This is a genomic window from Thermoplasmataceae archaeon, from assembly GCA_038729425.1.
Classification (GTDB): domain Archaea; phylum Thermoplasmatota; class Thermoplasmata; order Thermoplasmatales; family Thermoplasmataceae; genus B-DKE.
Window position 1 is genome coordinate 20,739 of record JAVYSB010000004.1, and the last position, 19,188, is coordinate 39,926.

The window sequence follows — 19,188 nt, forward strand, 5'->3', positions numbered from 1 at the left end:
GAAACTCACTCTTTCAGATCAGAGAATTCTGGCTGTTTTGATAAATATCTTGTTCTGGGGGCTATCGTTGTTATCAGTTTTTGCCTTGCTTATCGAGTCCACCACGTTCATGCCATCGATAACTTTTCCAAACACTGGGTGTTTTCCGTCAAGGTAATTATTGTTGACAACGTTTATAAAAAACTGGCTCCCACCGGTGTTAGGGCCTGCATTTGCCATTGAAATTGTTCCCCTGTCGTTTCTATTTGTCTTCGTAAATTCGTCCTTGATACTGTAGCCAGGCCCTCCCATTCCAGTGCCGGTTGGGTCTCCGCCCTGTATCATGAAATTAGGTATTACCCTATGGAATATGGTACCATCATAGAATTTGCTCTCTACCAGTTTCCTGAAGTTCCCCGCCGTTAACGGCATCTTATCTTCGAAAAGTTCCAGTTTTATATTCCCAACATTAGTTTCTATAAGGACTGTAGACATTTTGTTCGTCTCCACTATGCTTTGATTGCTTATCTAACTTATTAGCACTGCGATTGATAATTGGCTCAACTTTGCTTGAAAGAGTCAAGGCGCCTGTATAGCTCGTCAAGCTTGACGTTTATCTCCTTGATATTTTCAGATATCCTTGGAATCGCTGCTGTGTACAGGGATTCCATGTGATCTACAATTCTTATGAGATACTCCAGGCGGGTCTGCAGCACCTCAATGGCAATAGAAAACTCCTGCCCAGAGCTACCCGTCTGTTGTTGTGTCTCTCCGTCTTTGACGGTTGCTGTGCCTTTAAGAGCATCCTGCGGAATTTCAAAGTCGACCGCATGAGGATATTTGATGGCCATATAATCTGGCAGCTTCATCCCTTTCTGCTGCGCTGCGGTGCAGTCTCCTTTTTCAAGGTTCACCCAGGTGGCATTTATGAAAATGATTTTCATGGAAACATTATCGCAGTTTGGGCTCTCAAACAGCCTGATCTTTTCGGCCAGCCTTCCTTTGATATTTGCATAGACTGAAAATGGATACTTGCTGTGCATTTTCCAGATTTCATCCTGCAGCGCAATGAGACTCCTGTAACGATTGATGCTGTCTATTCTGGTAAGCATCTTATGATAATCGTCGGACTCTCGGGTTTCCACAATTTGAAATTGCGTATAGCTTATAAAGCTTTATGTCAAAAACATAAAATCAATTATTCCCTGAAGAGGGATAACCGGTATTTCAAATGTTTCAGCTGGATTGCCGTCTAATAGCCTGATACCGTCCCGTTAAAAAAGAAAGGTTAATACCATGAAGTTGTGCCAGTAAGTTTTATTCATAAATAACCCTTAAGTAAGTGGGGATTTTGTTGGAAAAACGTGGCATGGCCGGTGATGTGTATGTGGTGGAATCCAAGAGAACAGCAATTGGCAAGCGTAATGGAAAATTCAAGAACAAGCATCCAGTGGACCTTCTTTCCGATCTCATGAAAAATGTTGTCGGGAGTAATGATGCCTACTTTCCTCTGGTGGAGGATGTCATCATTGGTTGTGTTACTCAGAGTGGAGAGCAATCTACTAACATTGCAAGGAATGCATGGCTTTCCGCAGGTTATCCTGAATCTGTTCCCGGCACTACCATAGACAGGCAATGTGGATCCAGTCTCCAGGCCGCAACCTTCGCTTCGTATGGAATAATGTCAGGGAATTACGATTTTGTTGTCGCTGGCGGGGTGGAGTCAATGACCCGTGTCCCGATGTACAGCAATTTCAATAATGGGTATTCCCCTCTATCGGAAGGAATAAGAAAAAGATACGGAATGGATGGCGGGTGGTTCAGCCAGGCTGCTGGAGCGGAAATGATTGCAAAAAAATGGAACATATCTAGGGGAGATCTGGATAATATGGGAGCGCGCAGTCACAGACTCGCCTACCAGTCAAAGGAAAGGACCAGCAGAGAGATAGTAAAGGTCAGTTCCAGTCTGGACGATGGCACTGAAATATTGGTTTCCGAGGACGAGGGGGTACGAGAAAAAATAGACATGGACAAAATGGCGAAACTCCCGCCTGCGTTTCCGGGACTTACCATGATCACGGCCGGGAACTCAAGCCAGATCTCGGACGGAGCAAGCCTCGCCATCCTGGCTTCAAAAAAAGCTGTGGACGAACATGGTCTTCGTCCTAGGGCCAGGATCATCTCATCCGCGGCTGTCGGTGTTGACCCGGTTACCATGCTCACCGGCCCAATTCCCGTAACTAAAAAGGTACTCCAGAAAGCAGGCATGAAAATCGACGACATAGACCTTTTCGAGGTTAATGAGGCATTCGCTTCTGTGGTACTTGCGTGGCAGAAGGAGTTTCATGTGCCATCGGAAAACCTGAACGTACATGGCGGCGCCATAGCCATTGGTCATCCCCTTGGGGCCACTGGTACGAGAATCCTTTCAACAATGATTAACGCCTTAGAAATGGAAAAAAAGAAGACCGGGCTTATTGCAATATGCGAAGGTGGCGGAATGGCCAACGGCCTAATAGTGGAAAGATTATGACCACTGTGATGATATGAGATCATGGACATAAGTGGAAAGGCATTCGTTATCACTGGATCTGCATCTGGACTTGGGGCAGCCACAGCTGAACTCATCCATTCAGCTGGCGGGAATGTTGTAATAGCCGATCTGGACTCAGAACATGGAAGAGCAGTGGCAGAAAAGTTTAGCGGCATTTATGTAAATACAGACGTAACTAGCGAAGACAGTGTGAAGAACCTCTTCAGCAGAGCTATTGAAAAGTACGGATCAGTATCAGGACTCGTAAATTGTGCAGGTATAGCTATAGGAGAGAAAGTAGTCGGGAAGACGGGGGCCCACTCTCTTCAAAGTTTTACAAAGGTCATATCTGTTAACCTGATTGGTACATTCAACGCCATTCGCATATTTGCTGAGCATGCCGTGAACAATTCACCTGATCAGGGAAAGGAAAGAGGAGTCATAGTGAACACCTCATCGGTTGCGGCATTTGAGGGACAGATAGGACAGGCGGCTTATTCTGCCTCAAAGGGCGGAATAGTTGGAATGACTCTCCCAATAGCGCGCGATCTTGCACCTTTCGGAATTCGTGTGGTTACCATTGCCCCAGGCATATTCGACACACCGCTTCTCGGAAAGATGCCAGAGGAAGTAAGAGAAAGTCTGGGCAAACAGGTGCCATTCCCTTCCAGGCTCGGAAAGCCTTCGGAATTCGCAGCTCTGGCCGTTCATATCATAGAAAATCCAATGCTTAACGGTGAGACCATACGTCTAGACGGAGCCATAAGGATGCAGCCCCGTTAGGTGAAATATTATTAAGGAAGCTACATTTTCCTTCATTCAAGGGGCCTGTGGGGTAGCCTGGTATCCTTCCAGCTTCGGGAGTTGGAAACTCCGGTCCAAATCCGGACAGGCCCACTCAGAAGGTTATCCAAGAAATGTTATGGCGAATGAAGTAAAAGCTTGGATTAAAAGCAGGGTACCCAGTTATTGTCCGGGGCAGTTTGCCCGACAAGAAGAGAAAAATCATCACGGTTTCAGTTAGTTTCATAAAGTCTCTGCTGGATTCATTTTTTTTTGCAATGTCCTGTATTCTTCATAGTCAGTGCTGAGGTGATCACAGACACTTTGACTAGATTCAGATTAAAGGGCAGACCAACAGCAGATTATAGGGGATATCAGGAAAAATCCAAGGTATTATTTATATAAAGCAAAGCTCGGAAATTTTACTGCCAATAGCTTACTTCCAAACCGATAAATCAGCTCTGCATGTGGTAAAACCAGTAGGTCTGTCCTTTTGCAGTTCATACTTTTGAAAATTCGCGTTAATATATCCTTTTCACCTTTTTTTCCACGATTATAAAACGGCCGGAAAGCTTTAATTCCGGTTTAAACATGGTTTCACCAATAGATTTACTTGCATTGAATAGCAGCACCGTAAGTGCAACACTTAAGGTGCGGTTTTTACACGCAGGAACTTACGCATCTTGCTGGTTCGGCTGGGCTTACAGTTTTGATAATTATAAAACCCATGGACTGACAGTCTGGTTGGTACCGGTGCCGTGGCTAGTTGCGGCAATCGTGGCACCTGCTCTCGTCTCATCCGCTTTAGTACTTGATCTTATCAACTAGATAGGCTGGTACCAAGGGATATATCCTGCGGAATCAACTAATTGGCTTGCCACTTTTATTTGTATCCTCCAGCATGGATCGCCAATAAGCCTACCTCTGGGGAGATACGGAGTAAAGGTAACTTAGCGTAAAAGATGAAAAATGGCGAAAGATAAGAGTGTCTTTTCCTTCTTTTACTTTTTGCTTGTAATATTCGAGATAATCGGTATTTTGAACTGGGCGGGTACCTAAAAACCGGATGAATGCCGAATACCTTAACCTTAATTAATTTAGAAAGTGCAGGAATTCTAGCTACTACTCTTGCTACAGTAGTGTTCAAGAGAAATTCTTTCGCTAGGAGTATGACATAAAAATTGGCAGTATGCTGCATTCAGGGAATTTCCCCAGGTAGACAAAGTAATTTTACATGATGATTTTTGTACTCGTATAATGTCTGCATATGAATTCCAGGATCAGTCGGCTGTGAGTATTTTACTTATATTTTTATATAGCTAATACATTATTATCCAATGGAAAAGGGACTGTTTATCAAGGTAGAATTCAACTCTGATATACCACTTTATCAGCAAATACGGGACCAGATAGTTGAAGCAATTGCAAATGGCTCCCTTAGGGAGGGACAAATAATCCCATCTGCCAGAGCAATGGCTAAGAACCTTGAGATAAATTACCACACTGTCAACAAAGCTTACAATATACTGACTCTGGAAGGATTTATCAGCATGAACTCAAAGAAACAGCTTCTTGTTCTTCCTGCCAGTGGCGCTCAGGTGAAAAGATTTCTTGACGACTGGAGTTCGGTGGAAATCAGCCTGATAAACGAAGCTAGGGCCATGGGATTTCAACCGGACAAGATCATGGAGCTGTTGAAGAAACTTGTCTTTTCCGGTAAGACTGGTGATCAGATAACCTGATATTTAATCTGAGGTTTGTTTAGGAAGGGTGCAAATATGCAGCTCGTGGCAGTAGAGTTCCCCGTAATTTTCTTCTTAATAGCTGCCCTATATTGGGTAGTGCCTTATACCTCACAAAACACTATCAGATTTGGTGTAAGGATACCGCCAAATAGGATGCATGATCCCATTTTGGTCTATTTCAATGCACTGTATCGCAAAAGGCTCGAGTTTGCCACAATTTCCATTTTTTTTGCGCTGATTGTAGTTCCGACTTTATTTGGAGCTTATCAGATCGAGCTTGCCGCAATTTTCTCCGAGATCATTTTCGCTCATGTATTTTTTGTTCTTGCTCATCACAGCCTGGCCAGGGTAAAAAAGGAAAGGGGGTGGTATCAGGGGATTAAGGAAGCGGCAGGTATAATAATATTAGAAAACAATAGCACCGATAGAGGTGACAAGATCTACAGTGCCCTCCTGGCAATGTCGGCTTTGATTATCGCGGCGACCGCAATAATGGGAGCTTTAATGGACTCCAGAATTCTTGCACAGATAAATATACTTGCCGAAGAGGGAGAGGCTACAGGACTGGTATATAGTTCAAGCCTGCTGAACGCGTTTTCAATATCAATCGCGCAAACTTTTCTGACCGCACTTCTGGCATTACTTTCATACGTGATAATGAGATCCAGACAGGAACTGGAAGTGTTTAGACCACGGACTTCCTATGTTCAGCAGTACAAATTCAAGAGATACACTAGGTACACAATAATGGCCTCTTCCATAATGATCAACATTTCGTTTCTTCTCATCGCGATAATAGGTTGGGGATTACTTAACAAGAGTTATTCATCACTGATTTCCTACCTTCCACTCAGCTCTCTTCTTGTCTTCTTTTTACCAATGATCCTCCTTGGACAGCAGGGGAGCCACATTAAAGTTGATTTCGAGGAAGATTATACGAGTCTTGCGAACAGGAACGATGACCAGTACTGGAAAGGAGGCATATTCTATTTCAACCCTGGAGACAGTTCTTTTGTGGTAGCGAACAGGTTTGGCGTTGGATGGTCTATGAATTTTGGAAATCCCCTGACCTGGGTTGTGATCTCTTTCGTCGTAGTAGGGTTTTTATTGACCGGAGTTTTCTTCAACGCCCTCTAAAAATGTATTTTTACAAGTTTCGAGGTAAGACTTTTGCTGAAAAGGTTATCCCATTACCTTGTCATACGTAAGTTTGTGTAGAATGACACCACTCTGGGTTTCATTTTTCCGTGTGCTCTTTGCATATCCGTTTTCCCATATGTCTTCGTGAACGTTGGAAACCCGAATATTTCAAGGAGATTGTCGTCAACGCGATCTAAATTCATGACATAGTTTCCCTCTATGGATCCGAGAGCTGCGGATAAGTCCCTGTAATCAATATCAGAAAATGACGCTTCATACCATCTCTTCCCGGGGTATGGAGGGTCAAGATAAAATAGAGTCCCACTGGAATCGTATTTCCGGATTATCTCACGAAAATCAAGGTCTTCAAGTGTCCACAATCTAACCCGTTCAGATATTTTCCCAAATTCTCCAATGGTCTTGGCCAGATATGGAACCACCGATTTTTCGTGACTGGTTGCATAGGTTTCACCCTCACCCCCGAAACTTTTACTGTAAGTCAGGATTGTATCCAACGCCCTTTTTATTTCTGATTCATGTATTGATTTCCTGTTATTTACCACCCCAACTGTTTCACTGGATATATAATATCTAACATACTTGTGACCAACATCCAATTTCGCAATTTCTCTCTTCAGCCCTGCGTATATAACCTCTGGATTCAGCTGAATTGATCGGAACATTTCAACCAATCGCAGGTTTATGTCATTGTAAACAATACGCTTCGTGGGTAGATTCAATGCCATAGTGCCTGACCCACCGAAGACATCGACGAATACCCCTGGTCCGGCTACCTTCTCCAGCCTTAACAGATCGCCTATAAGGGCGCTTTTTGCGCCCGGGTACTTGATGAGCCTCAAATATTTCATGAACTTTTCCAAACAGCATAACTTGAATCCGCTATAACCTTTTTTTCAGGTTGCATAGAGAAGAAGAATGAGTTTATTTGGGCTTAGTTTTGCGAAAACCAACATGAAAAAGATCGTGCACCGAAGACATACCGAATATCGCAAAAATGGTGCAGTAAATAATCCTTTAACGACTGAGATGAAAAAAGGATTATATCGTTTATGGGACTCTTGTTTATATGAAGAGCAAGAAACTAGGCAATACGGGAATTATCGTTAGTGAACTCTGTCTCGGGACAATGACTTTCGGCTGGCAGGCTGATGAGAGCAGTAGCCATAAAATACTTTCACAATTCTTTGAAAATGGAGGCAATTTCATAGATACTGCAGATGTCTATTCTGATGGCAAGTCTGAAGAAATCATAGGAAAGTGGCTAGAGGGGAATGATCGCGAAAATGTTATCCTTGCTACGAAATCGAGATTCAGGACCGGAGCTGGGAAAAACAGTGTGGGGCTTACAAGGAAGCACCTTTACTCCGGCGTTAAAGCCAGTTTGAAAAGGTTACATACTGACTATATAGACATACTTCAGACCCATGCATGGGATCCACTGACCCCATTGGAGGAAACTTTCGGGGCATTAAATTCACTTGTTGAAGAGGGACTCATAAGATACGTCGGGATAAGCAATTTCAGGGGATGGCAGTTTGAAAAGGCACTTCAGTTATGCAAATCCAAAGGTTGGAGCCTGCCCATAAGTATTCAACCCCACTATAACATCTTAGTGAGAGCGACTGAATTTGAAATATTGCCGATGGCTCTTGCCGAGAACATAGCAGTGATCCCATGGAGCCCACTTGCAGGTGGAATTCTAAGTGGAAAGTACAAGTCTGGTATAGGCAAAGCAGAAAGGGGAACAAGAGTCGGGGACTCGTCTTCCCCGGAAATGTACAGAAGATACGAGAATGAGAAAACAAAGAAGGTGCTTGAAGAGCTTGAAAGAATCTCCAAGGAAATAGGAAAGACAATGGCCCAGATATCACTTAACTGGCTCATGAGAAACCCAGCGGTCACTTCGCCAATAATCGGAGCCAGAACCACTGATCAATTGAGGGAAAACCTCGGATCTACGGGGTGGCAGTTGACAAAGGAGCAGATTGAAGCCATAAATCGAGTAAGCTTTCCTGAAGTCAGCTACCCCTATGACCAGAGGGCGGAGGAGCAGCAGACCAGAGACAGGGAGATCAAGGAATAAAATCCTTTCCCGCTCTTCATTTTACAAATCTTCCCAGACCAAAAATCTGGTTGTTTGTTCGTCTTTCCTGTTAAGCAATTTCAGCGATCTGCATTATGCTGAGCTGATTTAAGAATGCCAGATTCATTGGTACCCTTTGAGGTTAAGGTAGTTGTCATCATTGTTACAGAGACTCCATCTCTTCTCTTTAATACTGAACTATTTGCGGATCCTGACATTTCCAAGTTCATTGAATCTGCATTTGCTAATGAAGCGTATAATTTACCTCTATATTCTGAAACTGGCTATGCTCATTAATGGAGTGATGATACCGGGCAATCATAGCTACTGCCATGAGGAATCGAAGTTGGCAAAACTAGGTTTCTTAGTAGGTTCGCATTGTCTCTTGCCAGAAACAATAGATTTTTAAGAATTTTATCTTCGACCATGAATCTCTAAGGTGTTTCACAATGAGTTCATGTCAATTTCAACAACATTCGTTCACGCCTCACCTCTGATATCTTCCTTGTAATATGCCCATGACAGTGGCTTTTGTCTTGAAAGATTTTGAGCACGGCACTTACCAGCTTTTCATCGACATTCATGGTAAGTGTCACCATAAACCATCGGTCAGGAGGTAGGATGGTTCAAGGTCTCCAAAGAAACATTTACCCATGCCACCGTGTTTTGAGGTACTTATTCAGGGCAAGAGAGCCTATCCAAGGAAATAACATTCTTATAAAAGTATCTCGCAAGCGGAGATTTTCAAAGGCTGAAAGACATCTTCTCTCAAACATTGCATGTTCTAATCAATAAACCTGTTTTCACTGAGACAACACATCTGGAAAATCACTTAAACCTCCGGCATCATATGACCTCTAATAGTTTGATGGAAATATGACCCGTAAGGAACCGACAAAAATCACGTGAAAAAGATCCAGGAAAGATTCATATTTGAGGGTATGTTAGGCATCGGATGGACTTAAGCCCCAATGAAATAACTGTCTTTAGATTGATACGTGAGCAGATCAAAGGAGGCAGGATATCTGAAAATGAAATAGTTGCAGAAGGGCTCAATTTGAGGGAAATATCAAGTTCCATATCTTGGTTGGAAAAGAAAGGGCTCGTGAGGATAGAGACCATCCAAAGAGAAAAGATTAGAATAGGCCGAGAGGGGGAAAAATATCTGGTTGAGGGTCTGCCTGAGCTCAGGCTTGTTAAAATGCTTAAAAATGCAGGTCCTTCCAATTTTGAAAGGATTCTCAGGGAGCTCGGAAAGGAAACGGGAACAATAGCAATAACACAGTTTTCAAAACTAGGAATAAAGCCAAAATCTGGCATGCTTAACCTTGCAGATAATTCAACAATTTCAGAAAAGGTCAATGCTAGGCAGAACGCGCTGGAATTTATCGCTTCTGGAAACTTGAACGTAGATCAGGAGATATTGGACAATTTCAGGTCCCGCGGAAACATGTTGGAAATAAAGAGAATCAGTTCAAGAATCGTTTCGCTTACTGATGAAGGAGAAACTTACAGGTTACCTGACTCATCAGAACTGAAAATTGAGGAAATTGACCGAGATGTAATAACTTCCGGGATCTGGAAAGGACGATCATTCAGGACCTATGACCTCGAATCCCCTGTGGAATCACTCAGGGGGGCTAGTGTTCATCCAATTACCTACCTTATAGAAAATGTAAGGAGGATCTTCCTGGAGCTCGGTTTCAGCGAAATTAAAGGACACTATGTGGAATACGCAGGGTGGAATATGGACGCTCTTTTTATTCCACAGCATCACCCAGCAAGGGATATGCAGGACACATTCTATGTCGAGGTCGACAGAAAATTAGAGTTTGAAAACCAGGAGATTTTGCCAGCGGTCAAAATAGCACATGAAAATGGTATTAAAGGGTACCGCGGCTGGGGATATCCATGGAGTGAGGATGAGGCCCGTAGAACTCTACTAAGAACACATACTACAGTCAATACGATCAGATATCTGTATAATCATAAGGAACCCCCCGTAGCTGTATTTTCGATAGAAAAAGCATTCAGGCATGAGAGTGTTGACTGGACGCATCTTGCTGAGTTGCACCAAATCGAAGGGGTATTCTACGGGAAGGAAGCAAGCGTTTCCTCTCTGAAGTGGCTGATAAAGGAGTTCTACTCTAGGCTGGGGTTCAAAGAAGTCAGGCTAATTCCATCTTACTACCCATATACCGAACCAAGCATGGACGTCGTGGCAATTATTAACGGAAAAGAAGTTGAAATGGGAGGTTCCGGTCTCTTCAGGCCAGAGGTAACAGTACCACTTGGGCTCAAAGAGCCGGTGATAGCATGGGGGTTGGGTCTCGAAAGATTGGCAATGATGTATTTTGGAATATCTGACATACGCGAAATATACAACTCAGACCTCAAATGGCTACAGTCATATAGATTTAGGAGTTAAAGACCAAGCCGCCAAATTTTTCCTGGCAATGGATACAAATGTTACCGCGCTTTGAGAGATGCGCGTCGCATGTCGGTTCATGGCACATCCTGCATATGGACGTGGAAGGCGATCCGCAAATGTGGCACAGCCCTTTCACAGACACTCTATTAGCATACCTTGGAGTTATTTATCACTATCGCGAGCTATCTGAAGATGACTAGATTCTACACAATTATATTTATATATAGAATTTAAATTCCCACGAGAAAATATGAACAGAAAAACTTTCCTGTTTTTTGCAATTGTAACTGCTGCGTTACTGCCGGCAACTGCGACTGCTGCGATCATCATTAATGATCCTATCCTAGTGTCAACACACCAGAATAATGCTGTCGTCTACATTGCCAATGGACCAGGATATGCACAGGCCCAAGCATATGGATTTATGTCAACTGATTACTCTGCTGCGGGGGAAAATGTAACAATTGATCTCAACTATACCCAGCACGGTGGTGTCAGCATAACAAACGCGCTTGAACTGGTCAATGGGGCTTCCTCCGCTGCCAGCGTTTATCTCAATGGTACACTGCCAGATTTCATAACGTGGTATTACTCAGCTTCCCCGGTTTCATCAGCTACAGCACCATACGGTACTCCGATTACTACGGGTACTCCGATTACTGTTAATGCCAATAGCCAGGTCTACATAACTGTGGTTATTAATACGCTTAACAGCCCGGGATACATCACCAGCGCCGATCTAACACTACAATATACTCTATCGTGAGGACGCCAATATGGGGGGCCTACAACGGGTAATAGTATTTTCGATCGTTGTGGCATCCCTAGTTACAATTTCCGGTGTTGCCACTGCCAGTATACTTTTTAATAATCCAGTAGAGATTTCATCTTATAATAATCCTCCAGGTATGGAATTTTCCACCACTGGCTCTTCTCCTGGAGTGAATTCTTTATTATCATCATCTTTAACTTCATTGAGTGCAAACGTGTCATTTAAAGGTTTTGCTACCAGTTCAAACCATTCAACTTCTGAGATTACGTTGAAAGAAGGGAACTACTCTTCGGATGTGAATATCCCAAACAACTACAGCACCTCTATTAACCCAATTTTCATAAACGCTTCTTCACAGGCTAATTTCTACGGGATTTTATATCAGCCGCTTAATTTTACAAACTATAGCTTCTCAACATCCACAGTATTCCAACAGAAACCGTTCGCGACAGAAAGCGATCCTCACTCGTGGCACTTCAGAATACGTTCTACGGTAAAAGAATTTACCCTATCTAATGGAGCATTTGTTAATACACTATCTTTGCTGCTATCTGGAAAGGGGGTCATATATGTTTCTATAGGTACTACTGTTCTGGGTGGTCAGGTCCTGGAGAAGGAAAGCGTTCATGTGAACGGTCTGAATTATTATACTGTAGCATTTCCAGATGCGTTTCTTGCAGGGAATACCCAATATTTCCTGAACCTTTATAATGTGTCTTCACACCATCTACTGAGGTCTTCGATTGAAAGTGGCGTGAGTTCCACGGGTTTGGGTAACCTCAGCGTGACTGCATCCTCGGAGAAATCCCAACAGGGATCACAGTTTGTCTCCGTGATAACTGGAGGAAACCATGGTAATCCACATGCCGTTTTTACTGGCACTTTTACCATTGGATTTGATCCTAAAACGGGAGCGCTTCCGAGAGACGCTCTTTTTTTCTATGATTACGGCCTGAATAACGGTAGCATATGGTCTGTAACTCTTAATGGTACCACATATACGAGTCAGAACAGATTTATCCAGGTGGACGGGCTTAAGGGTTCCTTTACATATAAGGCGGGATCAGCCAGCGGGATGCTCCCACTGATAGCTGACGGTACCATTGCAGTAAATACGTCTTCCTATCCCAAAATTGTTCCTGTGGTTTTCTATGACCCAGCAAAGACGCCTGTTGCCGGGATCAATTCGTCGATGGTGGCGTACGGTATTACCGGTGTCTCACAGAAATTCAATGTTGCAGATGGCGGCATAATCAATCACATTGCGGTAATGCTGAAGGGCACTGGTAGCGTAAACGTATCCCTTGGTTACACGCCGCACGGAAACCAGATAATGAAAAACGAGACGATCAAAACTTCAGGATCATCAGGAAACTGGTATTCCCTTATGGTTCCTGACACCTTTTTCAGCGGCTCAGAAAATTATTACATCAGCGTATTTGGCATAATGGGTAACGTTGAATGGGCTTTTTCTCTGTTTCCATTTCCTCCATACGACCCTTCCTACCATGTTGCAAGTGGCTTCGCATCACCTTTTCTAGACTCGGGTTATATCTTTAACCTAAGTTACTCTCCTGGAATTTCCACCAGCGAAAATAGCAGTGTTTTCTTCATTGAGTACGGCCTTACCAGCGGGACAGCCTGGGGGGTGGGAATACTAGCCGGGGCCAATCTTGTTATTGGGTCACTGGTGTCTCTTAATGGTGGTTCCTGGATGTCAGTTGCGAGTCTTTATGCCGTATCCGGAATTAAAAACAATATGAGCCTGACATTTGACCTTTCCAATGGTTCATCATTGGTGTCACAGTTCTCCTATAAAAATAACAATACTACCACTTCTGGAACGTATGTCACTCTTTCACCGGAAGGCAGACTGATAATGGCAATATCCATAGTGCCAGATGGTTACGGACATGGAGTGGAGTCTTTCGTTGTATACATATCGTCTACGTCCACTGGGTCTCATGTCAGGGTAACTTATGCTGTCACAATCAATGTCGCATTCTCATTTTTTGGGAATATCTAGGATATCATGTTCTATTGAGAGCAGCTGTCATGCAGTGTGCTCCGCCGTATCCTCCCGTGAGCTCGCTTAGCTCCAGCGTGATATTGTCAATGCCATAGTCAGATATTTCTTTCCGATCTGGAAACAACTTATCAGGACCCGACTTCTCAAGATCACTTCTGACCTTGCTGTACAGCGTGTCCGAAAATACCTTCCTGCTCATCAGTTTCTGAATAACGTCTTTAACGTTCACTGTCAGTATCTTCCTATTGGAAAGTGTAAGGAAGTTTGAAGAATAACCCATCTGCTCACTTAGCCTCAAATTTATGAAACTGAAGTTCTTCTCTCTCAAGTAATCAAACAGGCTGATTGACCTGGCATTTCTGTAAACGCCACGAGACTCCTTTTCCATCACTATGCCCTTGGCTTTTTTTGCAAGGTCAAGTGAGGTCACAGCTATGCCATCACCAGCAATATTGAAATAAGTGTCAAGATGCATGTTTATCATGGAGTCTCTGGTATTTTCTTCCATAAAATCGTATACAGGGTTATCCACAACGAGTATTTCATCATAATCAAATTTCCCGGAATTTATTACTTCCATAGCACCATTCATGTCAGTTCTTGGGCCCGTTCCGATAAGCGCGAAATTTCCAGCTGGAATAAAATCTCCGCCTTCAAAAATACCATTATCTGAAACCCTGAAAACTTCCTTTTCGTGAAGGATATGCCTTATAACGAATTCAGTTATTTCAGTCTCCCTCGATCGCTGCCCCTTCTTCATGTTCCCTACAACAACGCCATTGTTTCCAACAGCCTGCTGGTCTCTCATGAAGTAAAGGTTTGCCAGAGGTATATTGGAATAAACCGTGGGGTATTCTACCTGCATATCCTCAGCATCTCTCTTGAGGTCTATTGAGGGCTCAAGCGTGAGTATCTGGAGCAACGTTGACGAGTCTATTATCTCTATGTTCTTGCGAAACTCACCGGAAGCTCTGTTCGCTGAGTCCACGGTGCCAAAGAACCTGACAGTCGATATCACCTTCTGCTCAAGTGCTTTCCTGAAATCAGAGGACTTCTCAGCTTCATCGACTACCATGTCCCTCAAGACTCTCACATTTACTCCCGCTTCCTTCATTGTCTGTTCCAGAAGCTCATGTTCTTTTGCTGCTCTGGATATCCTGAAGGGGCGCTCGAAAAGGAAGGGCCTAGGGGCCAACATTGCATAAGCAATCTCTATACCTGGCCTGTGTATCATAACATCATTAAGCCTGTCCCACTCGGCTTTGATTCTCATGTCCATGGAATGCGAGGTTGAAATATTAATCTTGGCTGCTTTGCTTGGATAACGGCTCAGTACTGAACATAAATTTTTGTGCTTCTGAATACAGGTTCGATTCTGAATGAAGCATCCCTCTCTTAGATCTGATCCCAGCAGGTCAGGTTTACGGTATATTCGAAAGTGGTCAAGGGAATCCAATAATTGACGATAAAACCGTGATGGTCTTCTGGTGCTGTACTATCGATCTGCGGTTTACTCTTTGTGCTGGGTAATTATTAAAGGAATTGTGTTCAAAAAGCGTTTAGGTCAATGGGGAATACCTGGCTTTGCCATGTGATCCAGGTCACGGAAACTGGCAATAGATTGGATATTGACAGCTTAAAAAATTCAACACATTTTGTAAAATTCTGTGCTGACGCTCAAAATAATCTATCGTTGTACTGATAGAGGTAGACATCCTGCGAATCTGCTTTGACTCGTAAGGTTGTTAGCTTGAATCCATCTGGATCCATTAATTGAGTTTCATCGCCATCTCTGGACACTACTATGAATCTCTTCCTTTCCAATTTTTTCTCAAGCACTTTGTAGTCATCTTTCAATAGAGCCTCGGACTTTATCGCACTGTCCTTGCCACTGTTGATATCAGTTACCCGAGTAATTTCCTTCCCAACAGACCTGATGAGAAAAGTGCCTTCTCTCGTTGAAATGACTGAACCCTCAGTTAGGCTCAGAATACGTATCCCATAAGTGAACCTGTAGAAATCTTCACCCTCTTTTCTCCCGCTCAGTGACTTGGTAACGACAAGGCTCGCCGGCCGTGTTTCGGTTATGCTCTTGACTATCCGCATAGCGTCGTTCTTTCTTCCGAGAAAAATATCTATCCCTTCTGGCTTCTTTTCAATTTTTGACACAAAGGAATTAGCGTGCTTCTTCTCAAGACTGTGTTCAATTGACAGTGCAATTGATACGGCATCATCCACGGAAGGATCATATTGTCCGTAAGAGGATCTTATCTGGACTACGGCCTCATAATATGAACCTGTCTTCTTGTTGCACTCCGGGCAGCTGTTAAAGGTCTTTTTCAGTATTGTATCCCCTGGGAAAATGTGAGATATTCCTCCCGTTGTTGTTACTCTGGAAGAAAAATGGATCATGTGGTCAGAAATAAGGTTAAAGGGCTGAAAATAGGTATGCAGGTCTGAATCCACCATTCCGTTGACGCGAATTCCTGCGGAAAGTATCCTCTTCATGCTCGTCTCTGAATCTCGGTGATACCACTTTTTGCCAATCTTCACTGCGTCGCATTTTGGGCATATCACTACTTCTTCTCCACGATTATAAGAAAGATAGACAGATTTGAATAGGCAATCTTCGCAGAGCCCTTTTTCAACGGATTCTTTCTTGCCACAGAGGATACATTTCATATTCTAGTCTGGCATTCTGTCATAGTTCATATAGCTTTTAATCAATCCTGATGAAATGATCTTCTTCCGAATTTCTGTGGTTCCAGCTCCTATCTGACCGAGGATTGCATCTCGCATCAGCCTTTCAACCTCGAAGTCCTTGACGTATCCATAGCCTCCGTGGATCTGGATCGCTTCCCTGGCTATACTTTCAGCCGACTCTGCAACGTAAAAAATGGCGGTCGCAGCTGACATCGCATCCATACGGTCCTCCTCAAGTTTCCTGAGAGCTTTCATTGCCAGCAGTTTTCCCGCTTCGTACTTTGCGTACATGTTCGCAAGTTTATCCTGAATCATCTCGAACTCATAGAGGAATTTTCCACTCTGTTTCCTTCTCATGCTGTATCTAACAGAAAGGTCAATCGCCCTTCTCGCAAGCCCTATAAATATAAATGCAAGTATCACTCTTTCAGAGTTAAGGCCACTGAGGATTATTTCCCTGCCAGCACCTATTTCTCCGACTATTCGTTCCTTGGGAACCTTTATAGAATCAAAGAATACCTCTCCTGTGGGCGAGCCTCTCATCCCCATTTTGTTGAATTTAGATCCTCGGGAGAATCCTCTATCGCTGCTCAGAACCACAAAGGGAGTAAATTCGTCTCCAGTGCGGGCATAGGTCAGAAAGAGATCGGCGTATGGTGCATTGGTTATGAGCGTCTTGCTCCCAGTAATGACATATTCATCTCCGTCCCTCACTGCAGTGGTTTTCATGGACAGTGCATCAGAACCCGATCCGGGTTCAGTCAGCGCCAAAGATCCGATCCATTCCCCGCTCGCAAGCTTTGGAACGTACTCACTTCTTATGTATTCCGAACCGTTCCTATATAGACTATCGAGGCAGAGATTGCTGTGCGCACCGTAAGAAAGGGCGAACGATGCTGATGCGTAGCCAAGTTCTTCCTCTATTATGGCTTGTGCCACGTAATCCATCCCCCCTCCACCATATTTCTCAGGGATGGTAATACCAAGGTAACCCATATCACCCATTTTCCTGAAAATATCCATGGGAAAAACATCATCCGCGTCCATTTTAACGGAAACGGGTGCGATTTCTCTTTCCACAAACTTTTTCACGGATTCTCTCAGGGCTCCGTAAACATCATCGCCTGACATTTCCAGCATAGAATAAGTATACGCGATACCGTAATTATAAGTTACGTCTGCCTCACATACAGGTATCAAGAAGATTGACCCTAAATAACACAACATTAATAGTTAGGATAAACATCTCCAAACTGTGCCACTTCGGGTCTGTGCCTGGACGGCCGCGGGAGTCATTATTGCCGCTGTGCAGATTGCCGTTGTTTCCTGGAGACCTGATTGCTGTTCCTCTGGTATCGGAACAAGCACGAATTCAAGTTAGATTGCAAAGGAGCGAGTTCTAAATGTATATAATGATTGAGAGCGAAAACATAGCAAGAATCCCACCCGATATGCTGGTAAATGACTATTCAGAGTCCCTAATGAATGTCGCGAGGGAGACGATTGAAGGGAAACTCATTGATGTGGAAGATGAAGAAACATTAAAGGTTCAGGGAAAGTGCTATGTGGTATCAGTTGTAGACGTGAAGCCAATCGGCGAAGGCGCAATTGTTCACGGAGACGGCGGAGTTTACCAGACCATAAGGTACAAAGCGATCGCATACTATCCACAGATGCATGAAGTCGTTGACGGGGTCATAATTTCTATCAAGGAATTTGGGGCTTTCGTTAAAATCGGTCCATTTGATGGCCTTCTGCACATCAGCCAGATTATGGATGATCGAATTGATAAAGACATAGCAAACCAGAGACTTATCGGGAAAGATACAAAGAGGGATCTGAAGGTGGGAGACCGTGTCAGGGTGAGAATTGTGGCCATGAATCTCAATTCCTCATCGATTCATGACAGCCAGATCGGGCTCACGATGAAACAGATCGGCCTTGGGAAGCTGGAGTGGCTGGAAAAAGCAAGAAACAAGGAACAGGGTCAACAATGAAAGTCGTACTAAAAGCATGCAAAAAATGCAAGCGCCTGACTGACGGCAAAGTCTGCATTTCACATCCAGAAGAGAAACTTTCTTCTGAGTGGAGCGGTTTCATTTACGTAAAGGAGCACAGGTATTCAGTTATAGCCGAACGTGCAGGCATAACATCTGAAGGCATGTATGCCATTAAAGTCAGGCAGTAAGTATATTGTCTCCGAGGATCTCCGGAGGGAAATTGCTTCGGGTAGCAATAATCTCTGCCAGCTAGAAGACCTTTTAGAGAAGGCAAAATCGAAAAAAATAATAGCCGTTGGAGATGTCACGGCACAGAGACTCACTGAAGCGAGAATCAACCTCTTCATAGAAGTCGTTGATCTTAAGACCAAGAGAAACGAACACCGCCATTTTTCCCATGTGCCTGGTTCTTTCGAGGTGGTGAATGATCCTGGAACAATTTCCCTTCAGCTGTTCAATCTCATAGGCCGCCTGATTCGAAAGAACACCGGTGGGCGAATAGAGGTAATCGGAGAAGAGGATCTGGCTGTAATACCAATAATTTATTATTCAGACTTTGATACAGTTGTTGCTTACGGCATACCTGACAAAGGGCTTGGCTGTATTGAGGTGAGCCCCGCCATTAAGGATACTGTTAATAAGCTCGTTGAGAGGATGAAACTGGAATGACTGAAATCAAGATAGAATCGACAAAGGATAACGTGCTGCTGAAAAGGAAGGAAATACGGTACAGGATAATATATTCTGGAAGCGGTTCTCCTAATAGAGACTCTGTCAGAGACATAATTGCCAAGAATACGGGATCAAAGAAGGAACTTGTAATAGTTGACTCCCTGAAGCAGGAATCTGGGAAGAGGGAACTCATAGGCTACTGCAAGGTTTATGACGACAACAAAAGCGCAATGCTATACGAACCAGACTACGAACTTATACGCAACGGTCTAAAAAAGAAAGAGGCCAGTGAATAAA

Annotated in this window: 19 protein-coding genes and 1 tRNA gene; 14 read left to right on the forward strand and 6 right to left on the reverse strand. The window is 43.6% G+C overall.

The window, feature by feature from the left end; all coding sequences use genetic code 11:
• Positions 1-18: 18 nt before the first annotated feature.
• On the reverse strand, positions 19-474 hold the full coding sequence (locus tag QW597_04760; protein ID MEM0155894.1) for a peptidylprolyl isomerase: 456 nt from the start codon (positions 472-474) through the stop codon (positions 19-21).
• A 65-nt stretch (positions 475-539) separates the two neighbouring features.
• Positions 540-1,124, reverse strand: a complete 585-nt coding sequence (locus tag QW597_04765; protein MEM0155895.1) for a hypothetical protein — start codon at positions 1,122-1,124, stop codon at positions 540-542.
• 209 nt (positions 1,125-1,333) lie between these two features.
• Between QW597_04765 and QW597_04770 the strand changes: the two genes are divergently transcribed.
• From QW597_04770 to QW597_04790, 5 genes are all read left to right on the forward strand, one after another.
• Positions 1,334-2,512, forward strand: coding sequence for a thiolase family protein (locus QW597_04770; GenBank protein ID MEM0155896.1), 1,179 nt, complete (start codon positions 1,334-1,336; stop codon positions 2,510-2,512).
• 21 nt (positions 2,513-2,533) lie between these two features.
• Positions 2,534-3,295: a 3-hydroxyacyl-CoA dehydrogenase gene (locus QW597_04775; protein MEM0155897.1), complete on the forward strand. Its 762-nt coding sequence runs from the start codon at positions 2,534-2,536 to the stop codon at positions 3,293-3,295.
• A 41-nt stretch (positions 3,296-3,336) separates the two neighbouring features.
• Positions 3,337-3,409 (forward strand) — tRNA-Pro (locus QW597_04780).
• Positions 3,410-4,632: 1,223 nt separating this feature from the next.
• Positions 4,633-5,037, forward strand: coding sequence for a GntR family transcriptional regulator (locus QW597_04785; GenBank protein MEM0155898.1), 405 nt, complete (start codon positions 4,633-4,635; stop codon positions 5,035-5,037).
• A gap of 36 nt (positions 5,038-5,073) precedes the next feature.
• Complete coding sequence (locus QW597_04790; GenBank protein ID MEM0155899.1) at positions 5,074-6,177, forward strand: DUF5808 domain-containing protein; 1,104 nt, start codon at positions 5,074-5,076, stop codon at positions 6,175-6,177.
• Positions 6,178-6,230: 53 nt separating this feature from the next.
• Here the strand turns inward: QW597_04790 and QW597_04795 are convergent, their stop codons facing one another.
• The gene (locus QW597_04795; GenBank protein ID MEM0155900.1) at positions 6,231-7,061 is read right to left on the reverse strand and encodes a DNA adenine methylase; all 831 of its coding nucleotides are present in this window, start codon (positions 7,059-7,061) and stop codon (positions 6,231-6,233) included.
• Between the two features lie 206 nt (positions 7,062-7,267).
• Between QW597_04795 and QW597_04800 the strand changes: the two genes are divergently transcribed.
• The 5 genes from QW597_04800 to QW597_04820 all read left to right on the forward strand — a co-directional run bounded on the left by QW597_04800 (position 7,268) and on the right by QW597_04820 (position 13,513).
• Positions 7,268-8,284, forward strand: coding sequence for an aldo/keto reductase (locus QW597_04800; GenBank protein MEM0155901.1), 1,017 nt, complete (start codon positions 7,268-7,270; stop codon positions 8,282-8,284).
• Positions 8,285-8,398: 114 nt separating this feature from the next.
• Positions 8,399-8,581: a hypothetical protein gene (locus tag QW597_04805; protein ID MEM0155902.1), complete on the forward strand. Its 183-nt coding sequence runs from the start codon at positions 8,399-8,401 to the stop codon at positions 8,579-8,581.
• Between the two features lie 658 nt (positions 8,582-9,239).
• The gene (locus QW597_04810) at positions 9,240-10,712 is read left to right on the forward strand and encodes a phenylalanine--tRNA ligase subunit alpha (protein MEM0155903.1); all 1,473 of its coding nucleotides are present in this window, start codon (positions 9,240-9,242) and stop codon (positions 10,710-10,712) included.
• 253 nt (positions 10,713-10,965) lie between these two features.
• Positions 10,966-11,481, forward strand: coding sequence for a hypothetical protein (locus QW597_04815; GenBank protein MEM0155904.1), 516 nt, complete (start codon positions 10,966-10,968; stop codon positions 11,479-11,481).
• 220 nt (positions 11,482-11,701) lie between these two features.
• Positions 11,702-13,513, forward strand: a complete 1,812-nt coding sequence (locus QW597_04820; protein MEM0155905.1) for a hypothetical protein — start codon at positions 11,702-11,704, stop codon at positions 13,511-13,513.
• A 4-nt stretch (positions 13,514-13,517) separates the two neighbouring features.
• Here the strand turns inward: QW597_04820 and QW597_04825 are convergent, their stop codons facing one another.
• The 3 genes from QW597_04825 to QW597_04835 all read right to left on the reverse strand — a co-directional run bounded on the left by QW597_04825 (position 13,518) and on the right by QW597_04835 (position 17,419).
• Positions 13,518-14,789 (reverse strand): arginine deiminase family protein, encoded by a 1,272-nt coding sequence (locus QW597_04825; GenBank protein MEM0155906.1) that lies wholly within the window; start codon positions 14,787-14,789, stop codon positions 13,518-13,520.
• A gap of 404 nt (positions 14,790-15,193) precedes the next feature.
• Positions 15,194-16,198, reverse strand: a complete 1,005-nt coding sequence (locus tag QW597_04830) for an NMD3-related protein (protein ID MEM0155907.1) — start codon at positions 16,196-16,198, stop codon at positions 15,194-15,196.
• 3 nt (positions 16,199-16,201) lie between these two features.
• Entirely contained in the window at positions 16,202-17,419 is a 1,218-nt protein-coding gene (locus QW597_04835; protein MEM0155908.1) for an acyl-CoA dehydrogenase family protein, read from the reverse strand.
• Positions 17,420-17,622: 203 nt separating this feature from the next.
• On the opposite strand from QW597_04835, the gene QW597_04840 reads away from it, so the two are divergent.
• Genes QW597_04840 through QW597_04855 form a run of 4 tightly spaced genes read left to right on the forward strand, consistent with a single transcriptional unit; the run spans position 17,623 to position 19,187 of the window.
• The gene (locus QW597_04840) at positions 17,623-18,216 is read left to right on the forward strand and encodes a DNA-directed RNA polymerase (protein MEM0155909.1); all 594 of its coding nucleotides are present in this window, start codon (positions 17,623-17,625) and stop codon (positions 18,214-18,216) included.
• A complete protein-coding gene (gene spt4, locus QW597_04845) occupies positions 18,213-18,407 on the forward strand; it encodes a transcription elongation factor subunit Spt4 (protein ID MEM0155910.1) in 195 nt (64 codons plus the stop codon). The genes QW597_04840 and spt4 overlap by 4 nt, the downstream gene beginning before the upstream one ends.
• Complete coding sequence (locus QW597_04850) at positions 18,385-18,888, forward strand: DUF359 domain-containing protein (protein ID MEM0155911.1); 504 nt, start codon at positions 18,385-18,387, stop codon at positions 18,886-18,888. The genes spt4 and QW597_04850 overlap by 23 nt, the downstream gene beginning before the upstream one ends.
• Positions 18,885-19,187: a 30S ribosomal protein S24e gene (locus tag QW597_04855; GenBank protein MEM0155912.1), complete on the forward strand. Its 303-nt coding sequence runs from the start codon at positions 18,885-18,887 to the stop codon at positions 19,185-19,187. Before QW597_04850 ends, QW597_04855 begins: the two co-directional genes overlap by 4 nt.
• Position 19,188 lies beyond the last annotated feature (1 nt).